This window comes from Comamonas sp. GB3 AK4-5 (assembly GCF_041320665.1).
Lineage (GTDB): Bacteria > Pseudomonadota > Gammaproteobacteria > Burkholderiales > Burkholderiaceae_C > Comamonas.
This window is the reverse complement of the sequence record NZ_CP166730.1, coordinates 643978-661355: the sequence shown is the minus strand read 5'-3', so window position 1 is coordinate 661355 and position 17378 is coordinate 643978. Positions and strand designations below refer to the sequence as shown.

Annotated in this window: 14 protein-coding genes; all 14 read right to left on the bottom strand. The window is 63.6% G+C overall.

Annotated features, from left to right (window positions below):
- Positions 1 to 104: 104 nt before the first annotated feature.
- A complete protein-coding gene (locus ACA027_RS02935; RefSeq protein WP_370680905.1) occupies positions 105 to 467 on the bottom strand; it encodes a hypothetical protein in 363 nt (120 codons plus the stop codon).
- Positions 468 to 496: 29 nt separating this feature from the next.
- Complete coding sequence (locus ACA027_RS02930) at positions 497 to 1468, bottom strand: LysR family transcriptional regulator (RefSeq protein ID WP_370680904.1); 972 nt, start codon at positions 1466 to 1468, stop codon at positions 497 to 499.
- A gap of 158 nt (positions 1469 to 1626) precedes the next feature.
- Entirely contained in the window at positions 1627 to 2901 is a 1275-nt protein-coding gene (locus tag ACA027_RS02925) for a glycosyltransferase (protein ID WP_370680903.1), read from the bottom strand.
- A 37-nt stretch (positions 2902 to 2938) separates the two neighbouring features.
- Complete coding sequence (locus tag ACA027_RS02920) at positions 2939 to 3352, bottom strand: DUF4260 domain-containing protein (protein WP_370680902.1); 414 nt, start codon at positions 3350 to 3352, stop codon at positions 2939 to 2941.
- A 14-nt stretch (positions 3353 to 3366) separates the two neighbouring features.
- Positions 3367 to 4101 (bottom strand): hypothetical protein, encoded by a 735-nt coding sequence (locus ACA027_RS02915; protein ID WP_370680901.1) that lies wholly within the window; start codon positions 4099 to 4101, stop codon positions 3367 to 3369.
- Positions 4102 to 4117: 16 nt separating this feature from the next.
- Positions 4118 to 10063, bottom strand: a complete 5946-nt coding sequence (gene uvrA / locus ACA027_RS02910; protein ID WP_370680900.1) for an excinuclease ABC subunit UvrA — start codon at positions 10061 to 10063, stop codon at positions 4118 to 4120.
- Between the two features lie 230 nt (positions 10064 to 10293).
- The gene (locus ACA027_RS02905; RefSeq protein WP_370680899.1) at positions 10294 to 10506 is read right to left on the bottom strand and encodes a hypothetical protein; all 213 of its coding nucleotides are present in this window, start codon (positions 10504 to 10506) and stop codon (positions 10294 to 10296) included.
- Between the two features lie 155 nt (positions 10507 to 10661).
- The gene (locus tag ACA027_RS02900) at positions 10662 to 11675 is read right to left on the bottom strand and encodes a porin (RefSeq protein ID WP_370680898.1); all 1014 of its coding nucleotides are present in this window, start codon (positions 11673 to 11675) and stop codon (positions 10662 to 10664) included.
- A gap of 263 nt (positions 11676 to 11938) precedes the next feature.
- Positions 11939 to 13627, bottom strand: a complete 1689-nt coding sequence (locus ACA027_RS02895; RefSeq protein ID WP_370680897.1) for an MFS transporter — start codon at positions 13625 to 13627, stop codon at positions 11939 to 11941.
- A gap of 190 nt (positions 13628 to 13817) precedes the next feature.
- Positions 13818 to 14471 (bottom strand): 2-hydroxychromene-2-carboxylate isomerase, encoded by a 654-nt coding sequence (locus ACA027_RS02890; RefSeq protein ID WP_370680896.1) that lies wholly within the window; start codon positions 14469 to 14471, stop codon positions 13818 to 13820.
- Between the two features lie 383 nt (positions 14472 to 14854).
- Positions 14855 to 15109, bottom strand: a complete 255-nt coding sequence (locus ACA027_RS02885) for a DUF1289 domain-containing protein (RefSeq protein WP_370680895.1) — start codon at positions 15107 to 15109, stop codon at positions 14855 to 14857.
- Positions 15106 to 15618 (bottom strand): YbaK/EbsC family protein, encoded by a 513-nt coding sequence (locus ACA027_RS02880; RefSeq protein ID WP_370680894.1) that lies wholly within the window; start codon positions 15616 to 15618, stop codon positions 15106 to 15108. The genes ACA027_RS02885 and ACA027_RS02880 overlap by 4 nt, the downstream gene beginning before the upstream one ends.
- Positions 15619 to 15680: 62 nt before the next feature.
- Positions 15681 to 16232 carry a DUF2799 domain-containing protein gene (locus tag ACA027_RS02875; protein ID WP_370680893.1) on the bottom strand — a complete coding sequence of 184 codons (552 nt, stop codon included), beginning with the start codon at positions 16230 to 16232 and terminating at the stop codon, positions 15681 to 15683.
- Positions 16233 to 16455: 223 nt separating this feature from the next.
- Positions 16456 to 17367, bottom strand: coding sequence for a hydroxymethylglutaryl-CoA lyase (locus ACA027_RS02870; RefSeq protein WP_370680892.1), 912 nt, complete (start codon positions 17365 to 17367; stop codon positions 16456 to 16458).
- Between the last annotated feature and the right edge of the window lie 11 nt (positions 17368 to 17378).

The window sequence follows — 17378 nt, the reverse complement described above, 5'->3', positions numbered from 1 at the left end:
CATGCGCCCTCCGCGCCTAAAAAGCACCGAAGACCAGCCTGCCAAGGCAGTTTTTTGATTATTGATGTCAATGACCGCTGCAATGACCCAAGGCCTTGAAACCATTAAGGAAATGGGGTGGCCTCAGGGTCTGCATCGCGCGGTGGCTGCGCCTGCCAATCTGCATCGCAGCCTATGCCTGCGGCAATCCAGCGCCGGGCCAGCCGGGCCACCAGCGATACGGCCCAAGGTGTTTTCCAGCCCAGCACGGCAGCAGGGTCCACCACCATGCCGCAGCGGTACTGCTGGGCAGATTCATGCCATTGCAAGGCCTTGCAGGCCCCGCTGCGGCGGCGTGACACCCACATGCCCAGCGGACAGGGCTCGGCCAGGCAGCACAGACCGCAGCCATTGCAGGGCGCCCCCATGGCCGGCTTGGCCGGTGCATCGGGCTGCAAATAGATGATTCTTTCGCTGCTGCGGGCCATGGGTAAACCAATAGGCACTGGTCAATGGCTCAAGCCTGCCACGGCGCTGGCAGCAGCTCGGCATGGCGCAGATCGACATGGGCTTGCAAGAAATCCAGCACGGCCCGCGTGCGCGGTGGCAGGCGATCGGGCTTGCCCAGGTAGACCGCGTGAATGGGCTCCAGGTCCCCGCAGTTGAAGTCCTCCAGTACCACCTGCAAATGCCCCGCTTCCAGATCCTTCCAGGCATGGAACAGCGACAGCCTGGCCAGGCCCGCACCGGCCACGGCCAGGCTGCGCAGCACATCGCCATCGTTGACGCGCAGCACCTCGCCCGCATCCACCATCACACGCTGCCCCTCCACCAGAAAAGGCCAATGCGGGATGGCACGGGGATAGGACCAGCCCATGCGCCTGTGGGTCTGGAGCTCCTGCGGGTGCAGCGGCACACCGTGGCGGGCCAGATAGTCCGGCGCCCCCACAATCACCTGGCGGGTGCAACCCAGCCTGCGCGCCACCATGTCCGAGGACGGCAGCTGGCCCCAGCGGATGGCAATGTCTATGCCCTCCGCCACCAGGTCCACCACCGGGTCGGAGAACAACAGCTCCAGCTCCAACCCCGGGTGCTGCTCCAGCAGCTGCGGCACCTTGGGCACCAACAGCAGCTGGCCTGTGGAGGTGCTGGCCGTGATGCGCACCACGCCCTGCGGCGCGCTGCGCGCAGCCACCCTGGCTTCCAGCGCATCCAGATCGGCCAGCAGGCGCTTGCCCTGCTCCACCAGCTGTGCACCTTCGGCCGTCAGCTGCAGGTGCCGGGTACTGCGCTGCAGCAGCTGCACACCCAAGCGGGCCTCCAGCCGCGACACCGTCTTGCTCACCGCCGAGGGCGACAGATCCAGCTGCCGCGCCGCAGCCGACAGGCTGCCACGCTCCGCGACTAGCACCAACACCTCCAGCTCGCCGGAGCGATTGACCTCGCTGCCATGGGTCTGCAAGAGAGAGCGATGGGGTGTTTCAGGCATGGGGGTAAGGAGGATGAGGGCAAAAGAGTGTCGCAGGCTCGGCCGGCTTCCGCCCATTATTTCACCCGCCCGCGCCCCGCCTCCAAGCGCCTGTCATATGCAGATATTGAGGCCGCACAGGGGCGCTGCACATGCATTTCACGCTCTGGATGTAATAGCTAGCGAGGCGCGAGTGGGACTGCGCCCCAAGCGTTCTTTCGCGTGCGCTGGTTCAACATGGCCAGGCGAAACAGCTCCATATAACGCGGCGCCACACGGGCAATGTGGAAGGCCTTGCCGGTTTCCATGGCCGCCTGGCGATAGCGCTGCCGCCGCTGCGGGTCAGCGCGCAAGCTGGCGATGGCTTGTATCCAGGCGTCGTCCGCATCGGGCAGCAGCATGCCGTTGACATCATGCTGCACCAGCTCGGGCACAAAGCCCCAGTTGGAGCCCAGCACACAGCCGCCACGGGCCAGGATTTCCATCAGCCCCCAATTGGCCACGCCATGGCGCAAAGGATAGAGAAACAGGTCGATCTCGCCCAGCAACTGGGCGAACTGCGCATAGGGCAGCTTGCCCGGAAACTCCACCACCTCGGCAGCCGGGTGGAGCTTGAGCAAATGGTCTTTGAAGCTGAATTGCGCATCCCCGTATTGGCGCTGCACCCATTGCTGCTCGTAGCCATAGGTCGGCGCCTGCGCATCGCCCAGGGCCACAAAGCGTACGCCCTCGGCCTGGCCTTCCCGCACCATGCGGTCCACCAGGCGCATAAAGGTTTCAAAACCCTTGGCGCTGGACAGATCGCGGGCAGAAAACCCGATGCTGAAGCGCGTATCCGCAGGCGTTGTGGGCCGTGCTTTCGCCATCTCGGCCGACAGATCAAAGCCTTCAAATTGCACCGCAATGCGGCTTTGCAACTCCGGTGGAAACATGGACCTGGCATGCTGGCTGGGCGTGATGGTCAGATCGCTGCACAGCACCTGGTGGTAGTGCAGCATTTCCATGTTGCGGTCCGTCAGGCGCTGCGATAGATCGGGCGGGTAGCGTGCGTCCCAGCCATGGGCGCGGTAACTGGGAAATTCGATGTAGCTGACAAAGGCGGCGTCCAGCTCGCCATAGAGCAAATTGGTAGACCCCCACATGGAGTGGGAGACGATCACATCCACCTTCTTACCCTGCTTGGCTTCAAAGGCCTTGATCGCCTGGTAAACGCCGCGTGCAATGCGGGCCGAGCGCTCTACCTTGCTGGCGTAGTAATAGCCCTGGTGGCCCATGATGTCGCCATCGGGCTGAAAGGGCAGCAGATGCTCTCCGTCCTGGGCATGGCGCTGCACATGGCCTGGCATGGTCATAAACCAGCTGTCTGCCATACCGGTCTGGCGCAGATGGCTGCACAGCAGGCTGTGCTGGCTGGGGTAGACCGCGCTCACAAAAACAATGACGGGTTTTTCCATGGGTTTTCTTTCTCGGCAGCCAGCGCGGTGCGGCCTCTTATTCGGCTTTGGCGCTGGAGCGCTCCCGCCCTATGCGGCCCAGATGGGTATGGCCAAAACCGCTGCCGTACTTGAGCCCATAGCCCAGCATGCGGTCAAAGCCGATATGGGCGGCCCACACCAGGCCGGCAGCCAACCAGTAGCCGCCAGCACCTGCTAGAGCCAGGCACAGACAGGCCACCGCGCCCAACAGGCTGTGCGTGCTGTTGTAGCAGGCAGCCCCTGTGCGCGGGCCTACGAGGTAGGCCAGCAAGGCCAGGTCCGGCAGCAAAAAACAGGCGGCCCAAAGCCCCCAGCCCTGGCCTTGCGGCACACACCAGTGGCCATAAGCAGCCACTGCCAGCGCCAGCAGGGCCGCGCCCTCCATCCGTAGCAGCAGACGCACACCGCCTTGGACTCCCTCGTTCTGCATCGCCATCCCTTTCTTTAGCTGCGCGGCAGCGTGCGCTCCCGTACTTCCACCTTGCCGCCCAGGGCTTCGCAGGTGTGCACCCAGTGGTCGCGCAGGCTGGTGCTGACGTTGTCTTCCAGCAGGCACAGCGGCAGCTGATCACGCAGGGCCAGCAGCCGGGAGCCGGCATGGCCGCGCCAGCGCGGATGGGTCTTGAGCGCCGTCAGCACGCGCAGCGGCTGGGGCCCCAGGTCCACCAGGTCTACGGAATAAAAAACCGTAGGCGGCCCATCGCCCGGCGATTGCGGTGTGTAGACCGCTATGTGCTGCATCAACTCCGCCACGCTGCCAAAACAGGGCTGGGGGTCCCAGCGCCCCGCGCCATGCATGGCCTCGAGTATCGGCACGGCAGGGTCTCGCAGATCGGCAATCAGCGGGTCGCCCTCGCTGTTTTGCAACACGATCCAATGCGGCTGCCAGTCGCCCGTCTCTGCCATGTCCTGCCAGACCAGCTGCTCCGGCGTGCTGGACTGCGGGTTCAGCACAAAGCGGTAGCCCTCCATGGCCCGCAGCAGGCTGGGGCCGTCCACGGTGCGTGCGCCGGTGAGTGGGCCCAGTGCGTCCAGGTGCAGGGCCACATCGGCCGGCAATGCGGCACACCAGTCCAGCCACGGCTGCAGCGCCTCGGGCAAGGGTGGCAGGGTGAACTGCGCTGCCAGGCTGCGCTCCACCGCGTCGGCGCTGGGCCAGTTGTTGCGTGTCAAAGCCATAGGTGCGGCCACCCGTTCAGGCCGAGGCAGCGCGCGCCAGTACCGGTGCCAGCGCCTGGCCGGTGTGGGTGCCAATGGCCACCAGCTCTTCCGGCGTGCCGGTGGCCACGATCTGGCCACCACCGGTGCCGCCTTCGGGGCCCAGATCGATCACCCAGTCGGCCTCGGCGATCACGTCCAGGTCATGCTCGATCACCACCACGCTGTGGCCGGCATTGACCAGGCGGTGCAGCACGCGGATCAGCTTGTCCACATCGGCCATGTGCAGGCCCACGGTGGGCTCGTCCAGCACATACAGCGTGTGCGGCGCCTTGTTGCCACGCTTGGTGACATCGTCGCGTACCTTGGTGAGCTCGGTCACCAGCTTGATGCGCTGGGCTTCGCCGCCGCTCAAAGTGGGCGAAGGCTGGCCCAAGGTCAGATAGCCCAGGCCCACGTCTTTCAGCAGCTGCAGCGGATGGGCAATGTTTTGCATGGAGGCAAAAAACTCCACGGCCTCGTCCACTTCCATCTGCAGCACATCGCCTATGCTTTTGCCACGCCAGGTGACGGCCAGGGTCTCGGGGTTGAAGCGCGCGCCATGGCAGGTTTCGCAAGGCACTTTCACATCGGGCAGAAAGCTCATTTCGATGGTGCGCATGCCCTGGCCCTCACAGGCCGGGCAGCGGCCTTCGCCGGTATTGAAGCTGAAACGCCCGGCACCATAGCCGCGCGCCTTGGCTTCCAGCGTATCGGCAAACAGCTTGCGGATGGTGTCCCAGAAGCCGATGTAGGTGGCGGGGCAGCTGCGCGGGGTTTTGCCAATCGGCGTCTGGTCCACTTCCAGCACGCGGTCGATCACCTCGTAGCCGGTGACGGCCTTGGCCCCCACCAGCTTGACCTTTTTGCCGGACTCCATCTCCTCGCGGCCGGCCTTGGTGGCGCGCTGGGCCACCAGGGCGGCCACATTGGTCAGCAGCACATCGCGCGCCAGCGTGGACTTGCCGGAGCCTGACACGCCCGTGACGGCCACCAGGCGCTTGAGCGGCACGCTGGCTTCCACGCTTTGCAGATTGTGCAGGCGTGCACCTTCCACCGTCAGCCAGTGCAGCGGCCCGCTGTCTTTGACGGGGTTCTGCAACTGGGCATTGGCCGCGGCGCTGTCGGCGGCCAGCGCCGCGGCAGCATCTTCCGCCAGTTGCTTCTTGCTACGTTTTTTCGGTTTAACGCTGGCTGTATCAGCGGCAGCCGCTTCGGCTTTGATAGCTGCGGCTTGCACCGCATCCGCCACGCCCAGCACGGCGCGGCGCGCCTGCAAGGGATGGCGCATGGCGTGCAGCAGGTAGCGGCCGGTTTGCGAGTCGGCAGCCGCCATGATGTCGGCCGGCGTGCCCTGGGCCACCAGATGCCCGCCACGCTTGCCGGCGCTGGGGCCGATGTCGATCACATGGTCGGCGCGGCGTATGGTGTCTTCGTCATGCTCCACCACCACCAGGGTGTTGCCCTTGTCGCCCAGCTTGTGCAGGGCGTTGAGCAGAATATGGTTGTCGCGCGCATGCAGGCCGATGGTGGGCTCATCCAGCACATAGCACACGCCCTGCAGATTGCTGCCCAGCTGCGCGGCCAGGCGTATGCGCTGGGCCTCACCACCGGAGAGCGTGGGCGCGCCGCGATCCAGCGTCAGATAGCCCAGGCCCACCTCTTCCAGAAATTCGAGGCGCCCCAGAATTTCCGGCAGCAGATCACGGGCGATATCGGCCTCGCGGCCCGTGGGTTTCAGCGCCTGGAACCATTCGCGCAAATGTGTGACCGACATCTGCGCCAGCGCCGTCACGGCCAGGCCGTGGAACTGCACGGCCCGCGCCGTGGGGTTGAGCCGTGTGCCCTGGCAGGTGGAGCAGCAGGTTTCCTGCAGGTCTTCCACCTCCTGGCCGTCAAATGTCAGCTCGCGGCCGCGGTTGTCTTCGGCCAGCTGGCTGTCGTCATAGACCTTGCGCTGCTCCTTGGTGAGCTTGACACCTGTGCCCACGCAGTCGGGGCACCAGCCGTGCTTGCTGTTGTACGAGAACAGCGCCGGCTGCAGCTCGGCATAGCTGGTGGAGCACACAGGGCAGGCGCGCTGCGAGGAATACACCTGCACCTGGCCCACGCCGGCGCCACCGCTGGCCATGGTGTCTTCCAGCTGTGCAATGCCCGACAGCACATGGACCACGCCCTTGCCGATCTCCAGCGCCTTGGCCAGCTGCGTGCGCAGCTCGGCCTCGTTGGCGGCCGAGATCTTGACGCTGGCCACGGGCAGCTCGATATGGTGCTCCTTGAAGCGGTCCAGACGCGGGAAACCCGTGGTGGGCAGAAAAGCCCCATCCACGCGCAAATGGGTGTAGCCCTTGGGCCGGGCCCAGTCGGCCAACTCGGTGTAGACGCCCTTGCGCCCCACCACCAGCGGTGCCAGCAGGCCGATATGCTGGCCCTTGAACTGGGTGAGCAACTGGGCGGCAATGCGCTCCGGCGTTTGCGGCTCCACGGCCGCGCCGTCGTGCACGCAATGCTGGGTGCCCAGCTTCACATACAGCAGGCGCAGAAAGTGCCAGACCTCGGTGGTGGTGCCCACAGTGGACTTGCGCCCGCCGCGCGACAGGCGCTGCTCGATGGCCACGGTGGGCGGAATGCCCCACACCGCATCCACCTCGGGCCGGCCCGCGGGCTGGACGATGGAACGGGCATAGGCGTTCAGCGACTCCAGATAGCGGCGCTGGCCTTCGTTGAACAGGATGTCAAAGGCCAGCGTGGACTTGCCGGAACCCGACACGCCGGTCACCACATTGAACTTGCCGCGCGGAATGTCCACGCTCAGTTTTTTCAGGTTGTGCTCTCTGGCGTTGACGATTTCAATGGCGCTTTTGCCTGCAAACGCAGGCTTGGCGCGCTTGGCACGCTCTGTTTGCGTGAGCATGGGGGCCACTTCGGCCACGCGCAGACCGCCCACGCCCATGGCCTGGTCGTACTCGCGCAGCGCCTGGGCGGTGTGCGATGCCTTGACCTGTCGCACCTCCTCGGGCGTGCCCTGGGCCACGATCTGGCCGCCGCCCTCACCCCCTTCGGGGCCCAGGTCGATCAACCAGTCGCTGGCACGAATCACGTCCAGGTTGTGCTCGATGACGATCAGGCTGTTGCCAGCCTCCAGCAGCTTGCGCAGCGCGCGCATCAGCTTGGCAATGTCTTCAAAGTGCAGGCCGGTGGTGGGCTCGTCAAACAGAAACAAGGTGCCCTTGCGCGCCAGTTTTTGCTTGGATTTGGCCGCCGTCTTGGCGGCCTCGGCCAGAAAGCCGGCCAGCTTGAGGCGCTGGGCCTCGCCACCCGACAGCGTGGGCACGGGCTGGCCCAGCTTCACATATTCCAGGCCCACGTCAACAATGGGCTGCAGCGCACGGATCACGTCCGTGTCCTTGGCAAACAGCGCGGCGGCCTCGGCCACGGTCAGCTCCAGCACATCGGCCACGGAAAGCGCGCGGCCTTCGCGCTCCAGGGTGACTTCCAGAATCTCGGGCCGATAGCGGCTGCCATGGCAGTCCGGGCAGCGCAGATAGACATCGGAGAGGAACTGCATCTCCACATGCTCAAAGCCCGAGCCACCACAGGTGGGGCAGCGGCCATCGCCGCTGTTGAAGCTGAACTTGGAAGCGGTATAGCCGCGCTGCGCGGCCAGCGGCGCCAGCGCAAACAGCTCGCGCAGGCTGTCCCATGCACCCACATAGCTCACGGGATTGGAGCGCGCCGTCTTGCCAATGGGCGACTGGTCGACAAACACCACATCGGCCAGGTGATCGGCCCCCAGCAGGCGGTCATGCGCGCCCGGGCTGTCCGTGGGTTTGCCAAAGTGGCGCATCAAGGCCGGCGCCAGAATGTCCTGGATCAGCGTGGACTTGCCGGAGCCCGAGACCCCGGTCACCGTCACCAGACGCTGCAGCGGAAAGTCCACGTTCAGGTTCTGCAGATTGTGGGCGCGCGCGCCCTCCAGCACCAGGCGGGGCGTGGACTCGGTCACCATGCGCTTGACGCCAAAGCCCACCTGCTTGCGCCCGCCCAGGTAGGCGCCGGTCAGGGTATCGGCCCGCTTCAGCTCTTCCGGCGTGCCGTCAAAAACAATGTTGCCGCCCTTGGCGCCCGGGCCGGGGCCCATGTCGATCATGCGGTCGGCGGCAAACATCACGGCCGGGTCATGCTCCACCACCACCAGGGTGTTGCCGGCATCGCGCAGGCGGTGCATGGCCTGGGTGATACGCTCCATGTCGCGCGGATGCAGGCCGATGCTGGGCTCGTCCAGCACGAACAGCGTGTTCACCAGCGAGGTGCCCAGGGCCGTGGTCAGGTTGATGCGCTGCACCTCGCCGCCGGACAACGTGCGGCTTTGGCGGTCCAGCGTAAGGTAGCCAATGCCCACGTCCACCAGGTATTTGAGGCGGGTGCCGATTTCTTCGTTCAAGAGTTTGAGCGCCTGCAGCTCGCCCTCGGCCAGGCCGGTCTGATCCGAGAGCTTGAGGCTGTCAAAGAACTGGCTCAGCCGCGCGATGGGCAGGCGCATCAAATCGTGCAGATTCAGGCCGGGCAGCGCCTCCAGCTGCGCCTGCGACCACCCCACCCCCACGGGCAGGAATCGCTGGTCTGCTGGCAGCACGGCATCGGCCTGGGGCTTGCCTCCTATGCGCCACAACAGGCTTTCGGTCTTGAGGCGCGCGCCCTTGCAGGCCGGGCATTCCGTGTAGCTGCGGTACTTGGACAGCAGCACACGGATGTGCATTTTGTAGGCCTTGGTCTCCAGGTATTCAAAGAAACGCTTGATGCCATACCAGGTCTGGTTCCACTTGCCATTCCAGTTGGGCGAGCCGTCGATGACCCAGCGCTTTTGCTCGGCCGTCAGCTTGCTCCAGGCGATGTCGCGGGGAATGCCTTCGGCCTCGGCATGGCGCATCAAGTCGTCCTGAATCTCCTTCCAGGCCGGTGTCTGTATGGCCTTGATGGCCCCGGTGCGCAGCGTGAGTTTGTCGTTGGGAATCACCAAGCCCCAGTCCACGCCAATCACCCGGCCAAAGCCCCGGCAGCTGTCGCAGGCGCCCACGGCCGAGTTGAACGAGAACAGGCTGGGCATGGGTGCCGTGTAGCTCAGATTGCTCTCGGGGCAATGCAGGCCTTCGGAGAACTTCCACAGAAAGGACTCGCCCTCTTCCGGCATCACATACACGGTGAGCCTGCCACCGCCGCGCTTGAGCGCCACCTCAATGGCCTCCATGGCCCGGGCGCGCTCCACGCGGCTGAAGCGAAAGCGGTCGGCCACCACGTCCAGCACCTTGATTTTTTCAGGGGCTGCGGCCTTGGCTTTCTTGCCTTTGGCAGGAGCCTCCGGCACAGCAGGCGCGCGCTCCACCTCGCGCTCTGCCTGGACCTTGGTGAAGCCGCTGGCGGACAGCCATTGCGCCACCTCGTCGGCCGACGTATTGGCCGGCAGCTCCACCGGGAAGGTGAGGGCAATGCGCGGGTCGCCCGCCTGCGCGCAGCGCTGCTGCAGCGCGCTGTAAATGGTTTCCGCCGTGTCGTGTTGCACGGCCAGGCCGGTGGCGCTGTCGAACAAATGGGCAGCGCGGGCAAACAGCAGCTTGAGGTGGTCGTTCAGCTCCGTCATCGTGCCCACGGTGGAGCGGGAGTTGCGCACCGGATTGGTCTGGTCGATGGCAATCGCCGGCGGCACGCCTTCGACCCGGTCCACGGCCGGCTTGTCCATACGGTCCAGAAACTGGCGCGCATAGGCGCTGAAGGTTTCCACATAGCGGCGCTGACCTTCGGCAAACAGGGTGTCGAACACCAGGCTGGACTTGCCCGAGCCGCTGGGCCCGGTGACCACGGTCAACTCGCCGATGCGAATGTCGAGGTCGATGTTCTGCAGATTGTGCTGGCGAGCACCACGGATACGGATCTGGCCCTGGGTCATGGCTGCGTTCTTTTCTAGCGGAGGCCAATCATTCTAGACAGCTGTATATATCCACATGATTGCGCATACTCTATCGTTTCACTGGTCATCACAGCAACAGCCTATGCCGAGGGCTGCAACAGTGGTTTGGAAGCGATGGGCTCACACGAGCTGGAATAAAAAAAACCTTGCCGCCAGTGCAAGGGATAAGAGCGTGTTGGCCCGCGCAAGACAGCGCAGAACATGCGCGATTATTTGGCGTCGGCAGCTGCAGCAGGTGCTGTTGGTGCTTCTGCCGCAGGGGCTGGCGCTTCCACTGCCGGCGCTGCTGGCACAGGCTCGGGGGCCTGCACGGCATCTGCGCCATGTTTTTCACCGCTCATGTCGACCTTGTCACCGGCTTTCATGATCACAAACAGGCTGATGGCGGCAAACACCACAAAGCCCACAACAATCTTCCACATGCTTTGTCTCCTCAAGGAATGGATAGCAATCAGACAGAACGGCCGGGGCCAAGAAAAAAGCTCCACACCGTTACCAGTGTGGAGCCTGCACCTTGAAGCAGACCAGGACCGATTGGAACAGCCCCGGATTGCGGGCAGCTTACGCTGCAGGGTGATCAGAAGTTGTGGCGGATGCCGACGGCGAAGGAGCGGAAGTCCTGGCCTGCGGGATTCGTTGCACCAACGGCGTAACCATAGCTGGCATTCGCCTTGTTGTTGATCTTGGTGTAGTAGGTATAGACCTTGGTGCGCTTGCTCAGGTTGTAGTTGTAGCCCAGGGTCCACTGCGTGGCAGCCGAGTCATCCAGCTTGCTCCAGGCATTGGCGCGGCCCACGTTGACGTGGAATTCCGAAGCGCCCAGCGCATACATGCCGGAGAGGCGGAAGTTGTTGCGAGAACCCAGCAGGTTTTCGTCGTTGCGCTGGTAGTAGGCACCCAGGGTCACTTGGCCAAAGGTGTACAGGCCACGCAGCGAGCCTTGCTTGTTGCCATCCCACTGGCTGTAGCCAGCACCCAGGGCCAGAGGACCTTGGTTGTAGTTGGCGGCCAGGTCGTAGCCATACTTGTTGTTGGTATTGGCTGCACGTTCGTGCATGGACACCGAACCTTCAGCAGAGAAACCACCAAAAGTGGGGGTGCGATAAGCCAGCTTGTTGCCGGTATTCAGACCGCCAGCACGATATTGGCTGGCAGAACCAGCACCCATCCAGACAGGGTCAACATACAGCGCGTCAGCCGACGAGCCGGTGTCGTGGTTGTGCAAGCTGACATAGTCAGCCGATGCGTAGTAGGACTCGGGGAAGAAGTTACCCAGGCGGACCATACCGAAGTTGCCCGACAGGTTCACTTCGCTTTGACGACCGAAGGTCAGGGGACCAGAGCCATCGTCCGAGCCGAAACCAGCTTCCAACACAAAGCCGGCCTTCAGGCCATTGCCCAGGTCTTCCACGCCCTTGAAGCCGATACGCGAAGCGTTATTGAACATGCCCGTCATGCTCTTGGAGTCAGAGTACTTCTGGCTTTCGATCGTGGTATTCACACGGCCATAGATGGTCACACTGCTTTGGGCCAGGGCAGCCGAAGTACCGCACAGGGCCAGAACGGCCAGCATCACGCGTTGAATCTTCATTGGGTTTCCTTGTGGTGGTTTCAGTTCGTTGGTCCAGCGACGCTGTGGGCAGAGCGCATGCGCTGCAAAGACAGTGGCTAGGCCGTGAAATTGTAGGAGCCGTGCTGACAAATCATGTCGCCACAGGCACGTAACACCATGATTTGACGTTTTGCTGCAACACCGTTGCAGGCGGATAGAAAAAGCCCCCGGCCGCAGGTGCCGGAGGCCTTGGCTGAAGTCAGCAAGCATGGAGGTCCATGCCCGCCGCCGTGTCACCGGATTCAGTCCTCGGCGTAGATGTCCACGTCCTTGGTTTCACGCAGGAACAGGGTGCCGATCACTGCTGTTGCGCCCGCGATGATGATGGGATACCACAGGCCGTTGTACATATTGCCGGTCTGCGCCACGATGGCAAACGACATGGTGGGCAGCAGGCCGCCGAACCAGCCATTGCCGATGTGATAGGGCAGGCTCATGGAGGTGTAGCGGATGCGGGTCGGGAACAGCTCCACCAACATGGCGGCGATGGGGCCGTAGACCATGGTCACCAGCAGCACCAGGTAGAACAAGATGGCGACCACCAGCGGCGTGTTCATCTTGGCCGGGTCGGCCTTGTCGGGGTAGCCGTCCTTTTTCAAGGTTTCGGCCACGGCCTTGTTGAACTCGGCGCCCTTGGCCTTCAACTCATCGGGGCTCAGACCGGCCGACGCGAAGCTGGAGATGCTGTCGTTACCGATCTTGATCACGGCAGGCGTGCCAGCCGGTGCGGCTTCGTTGTCATAGCTCACCGAGCGGTTGGCCAGGGCTTGCTTGGCCACGTCGCAGGAGCTGGTGAACTTGGCGGTGCCGGTGGGGTTGAACTGGAACGAGCACTCGGCAGGGTCGGCCACGATCACCACCTTGTTCTTGGCCTGCGCAGCAGCCAGATCAGGGTTGGCGGCTTCGGTCAGCGCCTTGAACACGGGGAAATAGGTCACCACGGCCAGCACACAGCCCAGCATGATGATGGGCTTGCGGCCGATCTTGTCGGACAGCGAGCCAAAGATCACGAAGAAGGGCGTGGCCAGCAGCAGAGCAGCGGCAATCATCAGATTGGCCGTGACGGCATCCACCTTCAGCTGCTGCGTCAGGAAGAACAGCGCGTAGAACTGGCCTGTGTACCAGACCACGGCCTGGCCGGCGGTCAGGCCGATCAGGGCCAGGATCACCACCTTCAGGTTCTTCCACTGGCCAAAGGCTTCGGACAGCGGCGCCTTGGAAATCTTGCCCTCGGCCTTCATCTTCTGGAAGGCAGGGGACTCGGACAGCTGCATGCGGATCCACACCGAAACGCCCAGCAGCGCCAAAGACACCAAGAACGGAATGCGCCAGCCCCAGTCGACAAAGGCTTCTTCACCGACCGTGAGGCGCACACCCAAAATCACCAGCAGCGACAGGAACAGGCCGATCGTGGCCGTGGTCTGGATCCATGCTGTGTAAGCGCCGCGCTTGCCGTGAGGTGCATGCTCGGCCACATAGGTGGCGGCACCACCGTACTCACCGCCCAACGCCAGGCCTTGCAGCATGCGCAGGATGATCAGGATCACGGGCGCAGCCACGCCAATGGCGGCGTAGTTGGGCAAGATACCCACGATGAACGTGGAGATGCCCATGATCAGAATCGTCACCAGGAAGGTGTATTTGCGACCGATCATGTCCCCCAGGCGGCCGAACACCAGTGCACCGAAGGGACGCACGATAAAGCCGGCGGCAAAGGCCAGCAGCGCAAAAATGAAGGCGGAGCCGGAATCCAGTCCACTGAAGAACTGCTTGGCGATGATGGCCGCCAGCGATCCGTACAGGTAAAAGTCATACCACTCGAACACGGTTCCGAGTGAGGACGCGAAAATCACTTTGCGCTCTTCGGGCGTCATGGGGCGGGGTGTAGCCGCTCCTTTCGTCCCTGCGCCGTTGGCAGCGTTGATGGCCATGGTCTTGTCTCCTCTGGGGGTTTCGTTCCGGAATTTCCGGTCAATGCATTCTTGAAGAATGCACTGACCCCCTTCTGACGCGAAACCAACGCTGACTTGCGTCAAACTGACCAGGGACTGACGGTTTAAGGCCTAACCCGCAGAGGCAGTTTCACCATATAAAACAACCGCTTGCAAACCCTTAAGGGTTTCACGCCAGGCCCTTCGTTAACCCTGAGGGAACGGCGGCGGCATGGTCCCAGCGGTCCGTGGCAAACCAGGGCTCGCCGCGAAGATAGGCACCCAACATGGGCAGGCCATCCAGGCCGAAGAAACCGTGCCCGTCCACGCTGAATGTGGGCACACCAAATACACCGGCCTCCAACGCCGCATCGGTGTTGGCACGCAGCAGCTCCTTGGCGCGTGCCGGCGCCTGTGCATCGCTGCGCAACTGCTCGGCCAGGCGGGTGCGCAATGCGGCCAAGCGCTCCGGCGCCAGCGCATCACCACCGCCCTCCCACACATGGCGAAACAGGGCATCGGCCGTAAAGCGGTTGATGCAGCCGTCATCGCTGCATGCAAGCGCCAGCCGCAGCAAAGGCAGGGGGTTGAAAGGGTGTTGCTGCGGTATCTGCAGCGGCGTGCCCTGGGCCTGGCCCAACCACTCGGCATGGCGATAAGTCCAGGCACGCTTGGGCGCAATGCCGGCCGGACCGGGGTTGCCGTGTTGTTGTAGCAAAGCGCCCAACAGCACCGGGCGATAACGCACATGGCAGCTGATGCCCTCCAGCGTATCCGGCAGCTTGGCAAAGGCCAGCCAGGCATAAGGCGACACAAAGTCCAAATAGAACGTGATCTCGCGCATCAGCAACTCCTGTTTTCAAACGACTTTATGAGATGTTGAGGTATAGGATCTCCATCCCAAATCCTTATTCCTCACCAAGCCTTCCGGCTTGGTAGGCGTATCGTTTTCAGGCGCCCATACGGCACTTGAGGCTTTGTTGCTCGCCCTGGCCGTACCCCAGTACTGTCTGCGGGCGAGACGCCGCGCCTGAAGTGCCGTCTGGGCGTTGTGGGTTTCGACCAAAAGGCTGCAATGCTTCTCGAGCCCGCTCCAGCAATCCTCCGAACGCTGGCACAGCCCCCCAGCCAGGGGCACCGCGCAAGGGCCGCCTTGTCTCCCCGATAGGCGCTGGTGCCGTCCCCCTCCGGCACGCAGTGCCAGAGAGGGGGAAGACGCGCAGCGGCTCAGGGGGTGAGCTCACAACGTTGCAGCACGGCATGCCAGATCTGGCGCTGCGTGGCGGCGTCCGTCTTGCCCCAGAGACGCAACTCCTCCAGCGTGCGCAAACAGCCCACGCAGTGGCTGCGATCCTCATCCATGCGGCACACGGAGATGCAGGGTGACGGCGGGGCCTCGGCAGCTTCCGTCTCCAGCAAGCCTTGCGCCAGCACCTGGCGCGCCTTGTACAACAGCGCTTCTTGTGCGGGAGGACAGCTCATGCACCCTCCCCGGCCGAGGCCTGCACCACATCCACCACCGGCGCACCGGTCAGCTGCTGCAGCGCGGCCATGGACAGTGGGAACACCGCATGCGGATGGCCTGCCGCAGCCCACAGCACCTCAAAGCGCGCCAGGCTGGCATCGATGAGCACCACCGGCTGCTGCGCATGGGCCACGGGGCTGACGCCACCGATGGAAAATCCCGTGCGCTCCTTCACATAGTCGGCGTCCGCTCGGCCCACCTTGCCCACCAGGGCGGCCAGCTTTTTCTCGTCCACGCGGCGGTCGCCCGCAGCCACCACCAGCACATGGGCACCGTCTTCCTTGCGCTTGAAGATCACGCTCTTGGCCACCTGGCCCACGGCAGTGCCCAACTGGTCAGCAGCCTCTTGCGAGGTGCGCGCCGCGCCATCCAGCATCTGCGGCGCATGGGGATGGCCGGCATCCTGCAAAAAACGGCTGACGCGCTGTACCCCTTCGGGCAAGGCGTGAAGTTCTGATCCACACATAAAAAACTCTTTGAAAAATGAGCGCCTCGCGCCCTCAGCCGCGCAGTTTTTGCGCAGCGGCTTTACTGCGCCAGTTTGAGCTTGAGCTGCACCATCTCCAGCTGCAGGTCGCGCAAGTCCTTTTGCACATAGGCGATATGGCTGGCACTGTTTTTGGCGTCCCGCGCCTCGCGCAGCTCTTTTTTCTTGGCGTCGATGCGGCGGTCCAGATCGGCTACGGCCTGCTGCATTTCATAGCGCTCACGGACGGGAGAATAGCCTTGCAGAAAAGCGGCTTCGAGCTGTGCCGGGCAATAGCCCATCTGGACCTTGCGGCCGCTTTCGGCATAGGCCTTGCCGCTTTCGGGCGTACAGAAGCGCTTCAGCCCATGCATCCAGCCCTGCTGGTAGGCGCGCACATCCATGGCCACACCGTTTTTCTTGCAGGCCTTGAAGTGGCGCTTGGCGCGGGTCTCCAGATCCAGCTTGCCCTCCATGGCGTCGAGCTGCCCCAGATAAGCCCAGTCCGTGTCCCTGCATTCCTGGGCGTCCATGCCCGCGCAGGCGCCCAGCAGCAGGCTGCAGGACAGCACCACGGCCAGGCGCGACAGGCGTTGATGAGTTCGAGTTGACATGGCCGCCATCCTAGCGTCCTGAAATAGAAGTTCGTGGAACAAATCACCCGAATATCTTCGCCATACCGCGTTGCCAATCCTCGCCATAGCTACGGCTATGACTGCGGTTGGCGCCTTGCCTGGCTGCGATCTCGGGCGATTTGTTATTCAACGAACCTCCAACTCAGGACACTGGGGCTTTTCACATCCCCATCACGGCACACGCCAGCCAACCCCACAGGGCTCAGCCCGCGCGCTTGGCCAAGATGGCCTTGGCCACCCGCGACTGCGTGGGCCGGCCCAGGTGCTCGCTGATATAGGCGCCGGCGTCGATCAGCTTGTCCAGATCGATGCCGGTCTCAATGCCCATACCATGCAGCATGTAGACCACGTCTTCGGTGGCCACATTGCCAGTGGCGCCCTTGGCATAGGGGCAGCCACCCAGGCCCGCCACCGAGGTATCGAACTGCCACACGCCCATGGCCAGCGCGGCCAGGGTGTTGGACAGGGCCTGGCCATAGGTGTCATGGAAATGGCCGGAAACATCGTGGATGTCGTAATGCTGCAGCGTGGCTTCGATGGCCTTGCGCACCTTGATGGGGGTGCCCACGCCAATGGTGTCGGCCACACCCACATGCTGCACGCCAATGCCCTTCATCAGGCCGGCCAGATAGGCCACGCGCTCGGGTGCAATCTCGCCCTCATAAGGACAGCCCACGGTGCAGCTCATGGCGCCGCGCACATAGATGCCGGCGGCACGCGCCGCTTCCACCACCGGGGCAAAGCGCTCGATGCTCTCGGCTATGGAGCAGTTGATGTTCTTCTGGCTGAAGGCCTCGCTGGCCGCACCAAACACCACGATCTCATCGGGCTTGGACAGCACGGCCGCCTCAAAGCCTTTCAGATTGGGCGTGAGCACGCTGTAGCGCACACCGGGCTTGCGCTGCACAGCCGCCATCACCTCGGCGTTGTCGGCCATTTGCGGCACCCATTTGGGCGACACAAAACTGGTGACCTCGATCTCGGTCAGGCCCGCGTTTTGCAAGCGGTGCACCAGCTCCACCTTGACGGCCGCAGGCACGGGTTGCTTTTCATTTTGCAGGCCGTCGCGCGGGCCCACGTCGACCAGTTTCACGCGTTGGGGATAGTTATGCATGTTTGTCTCCA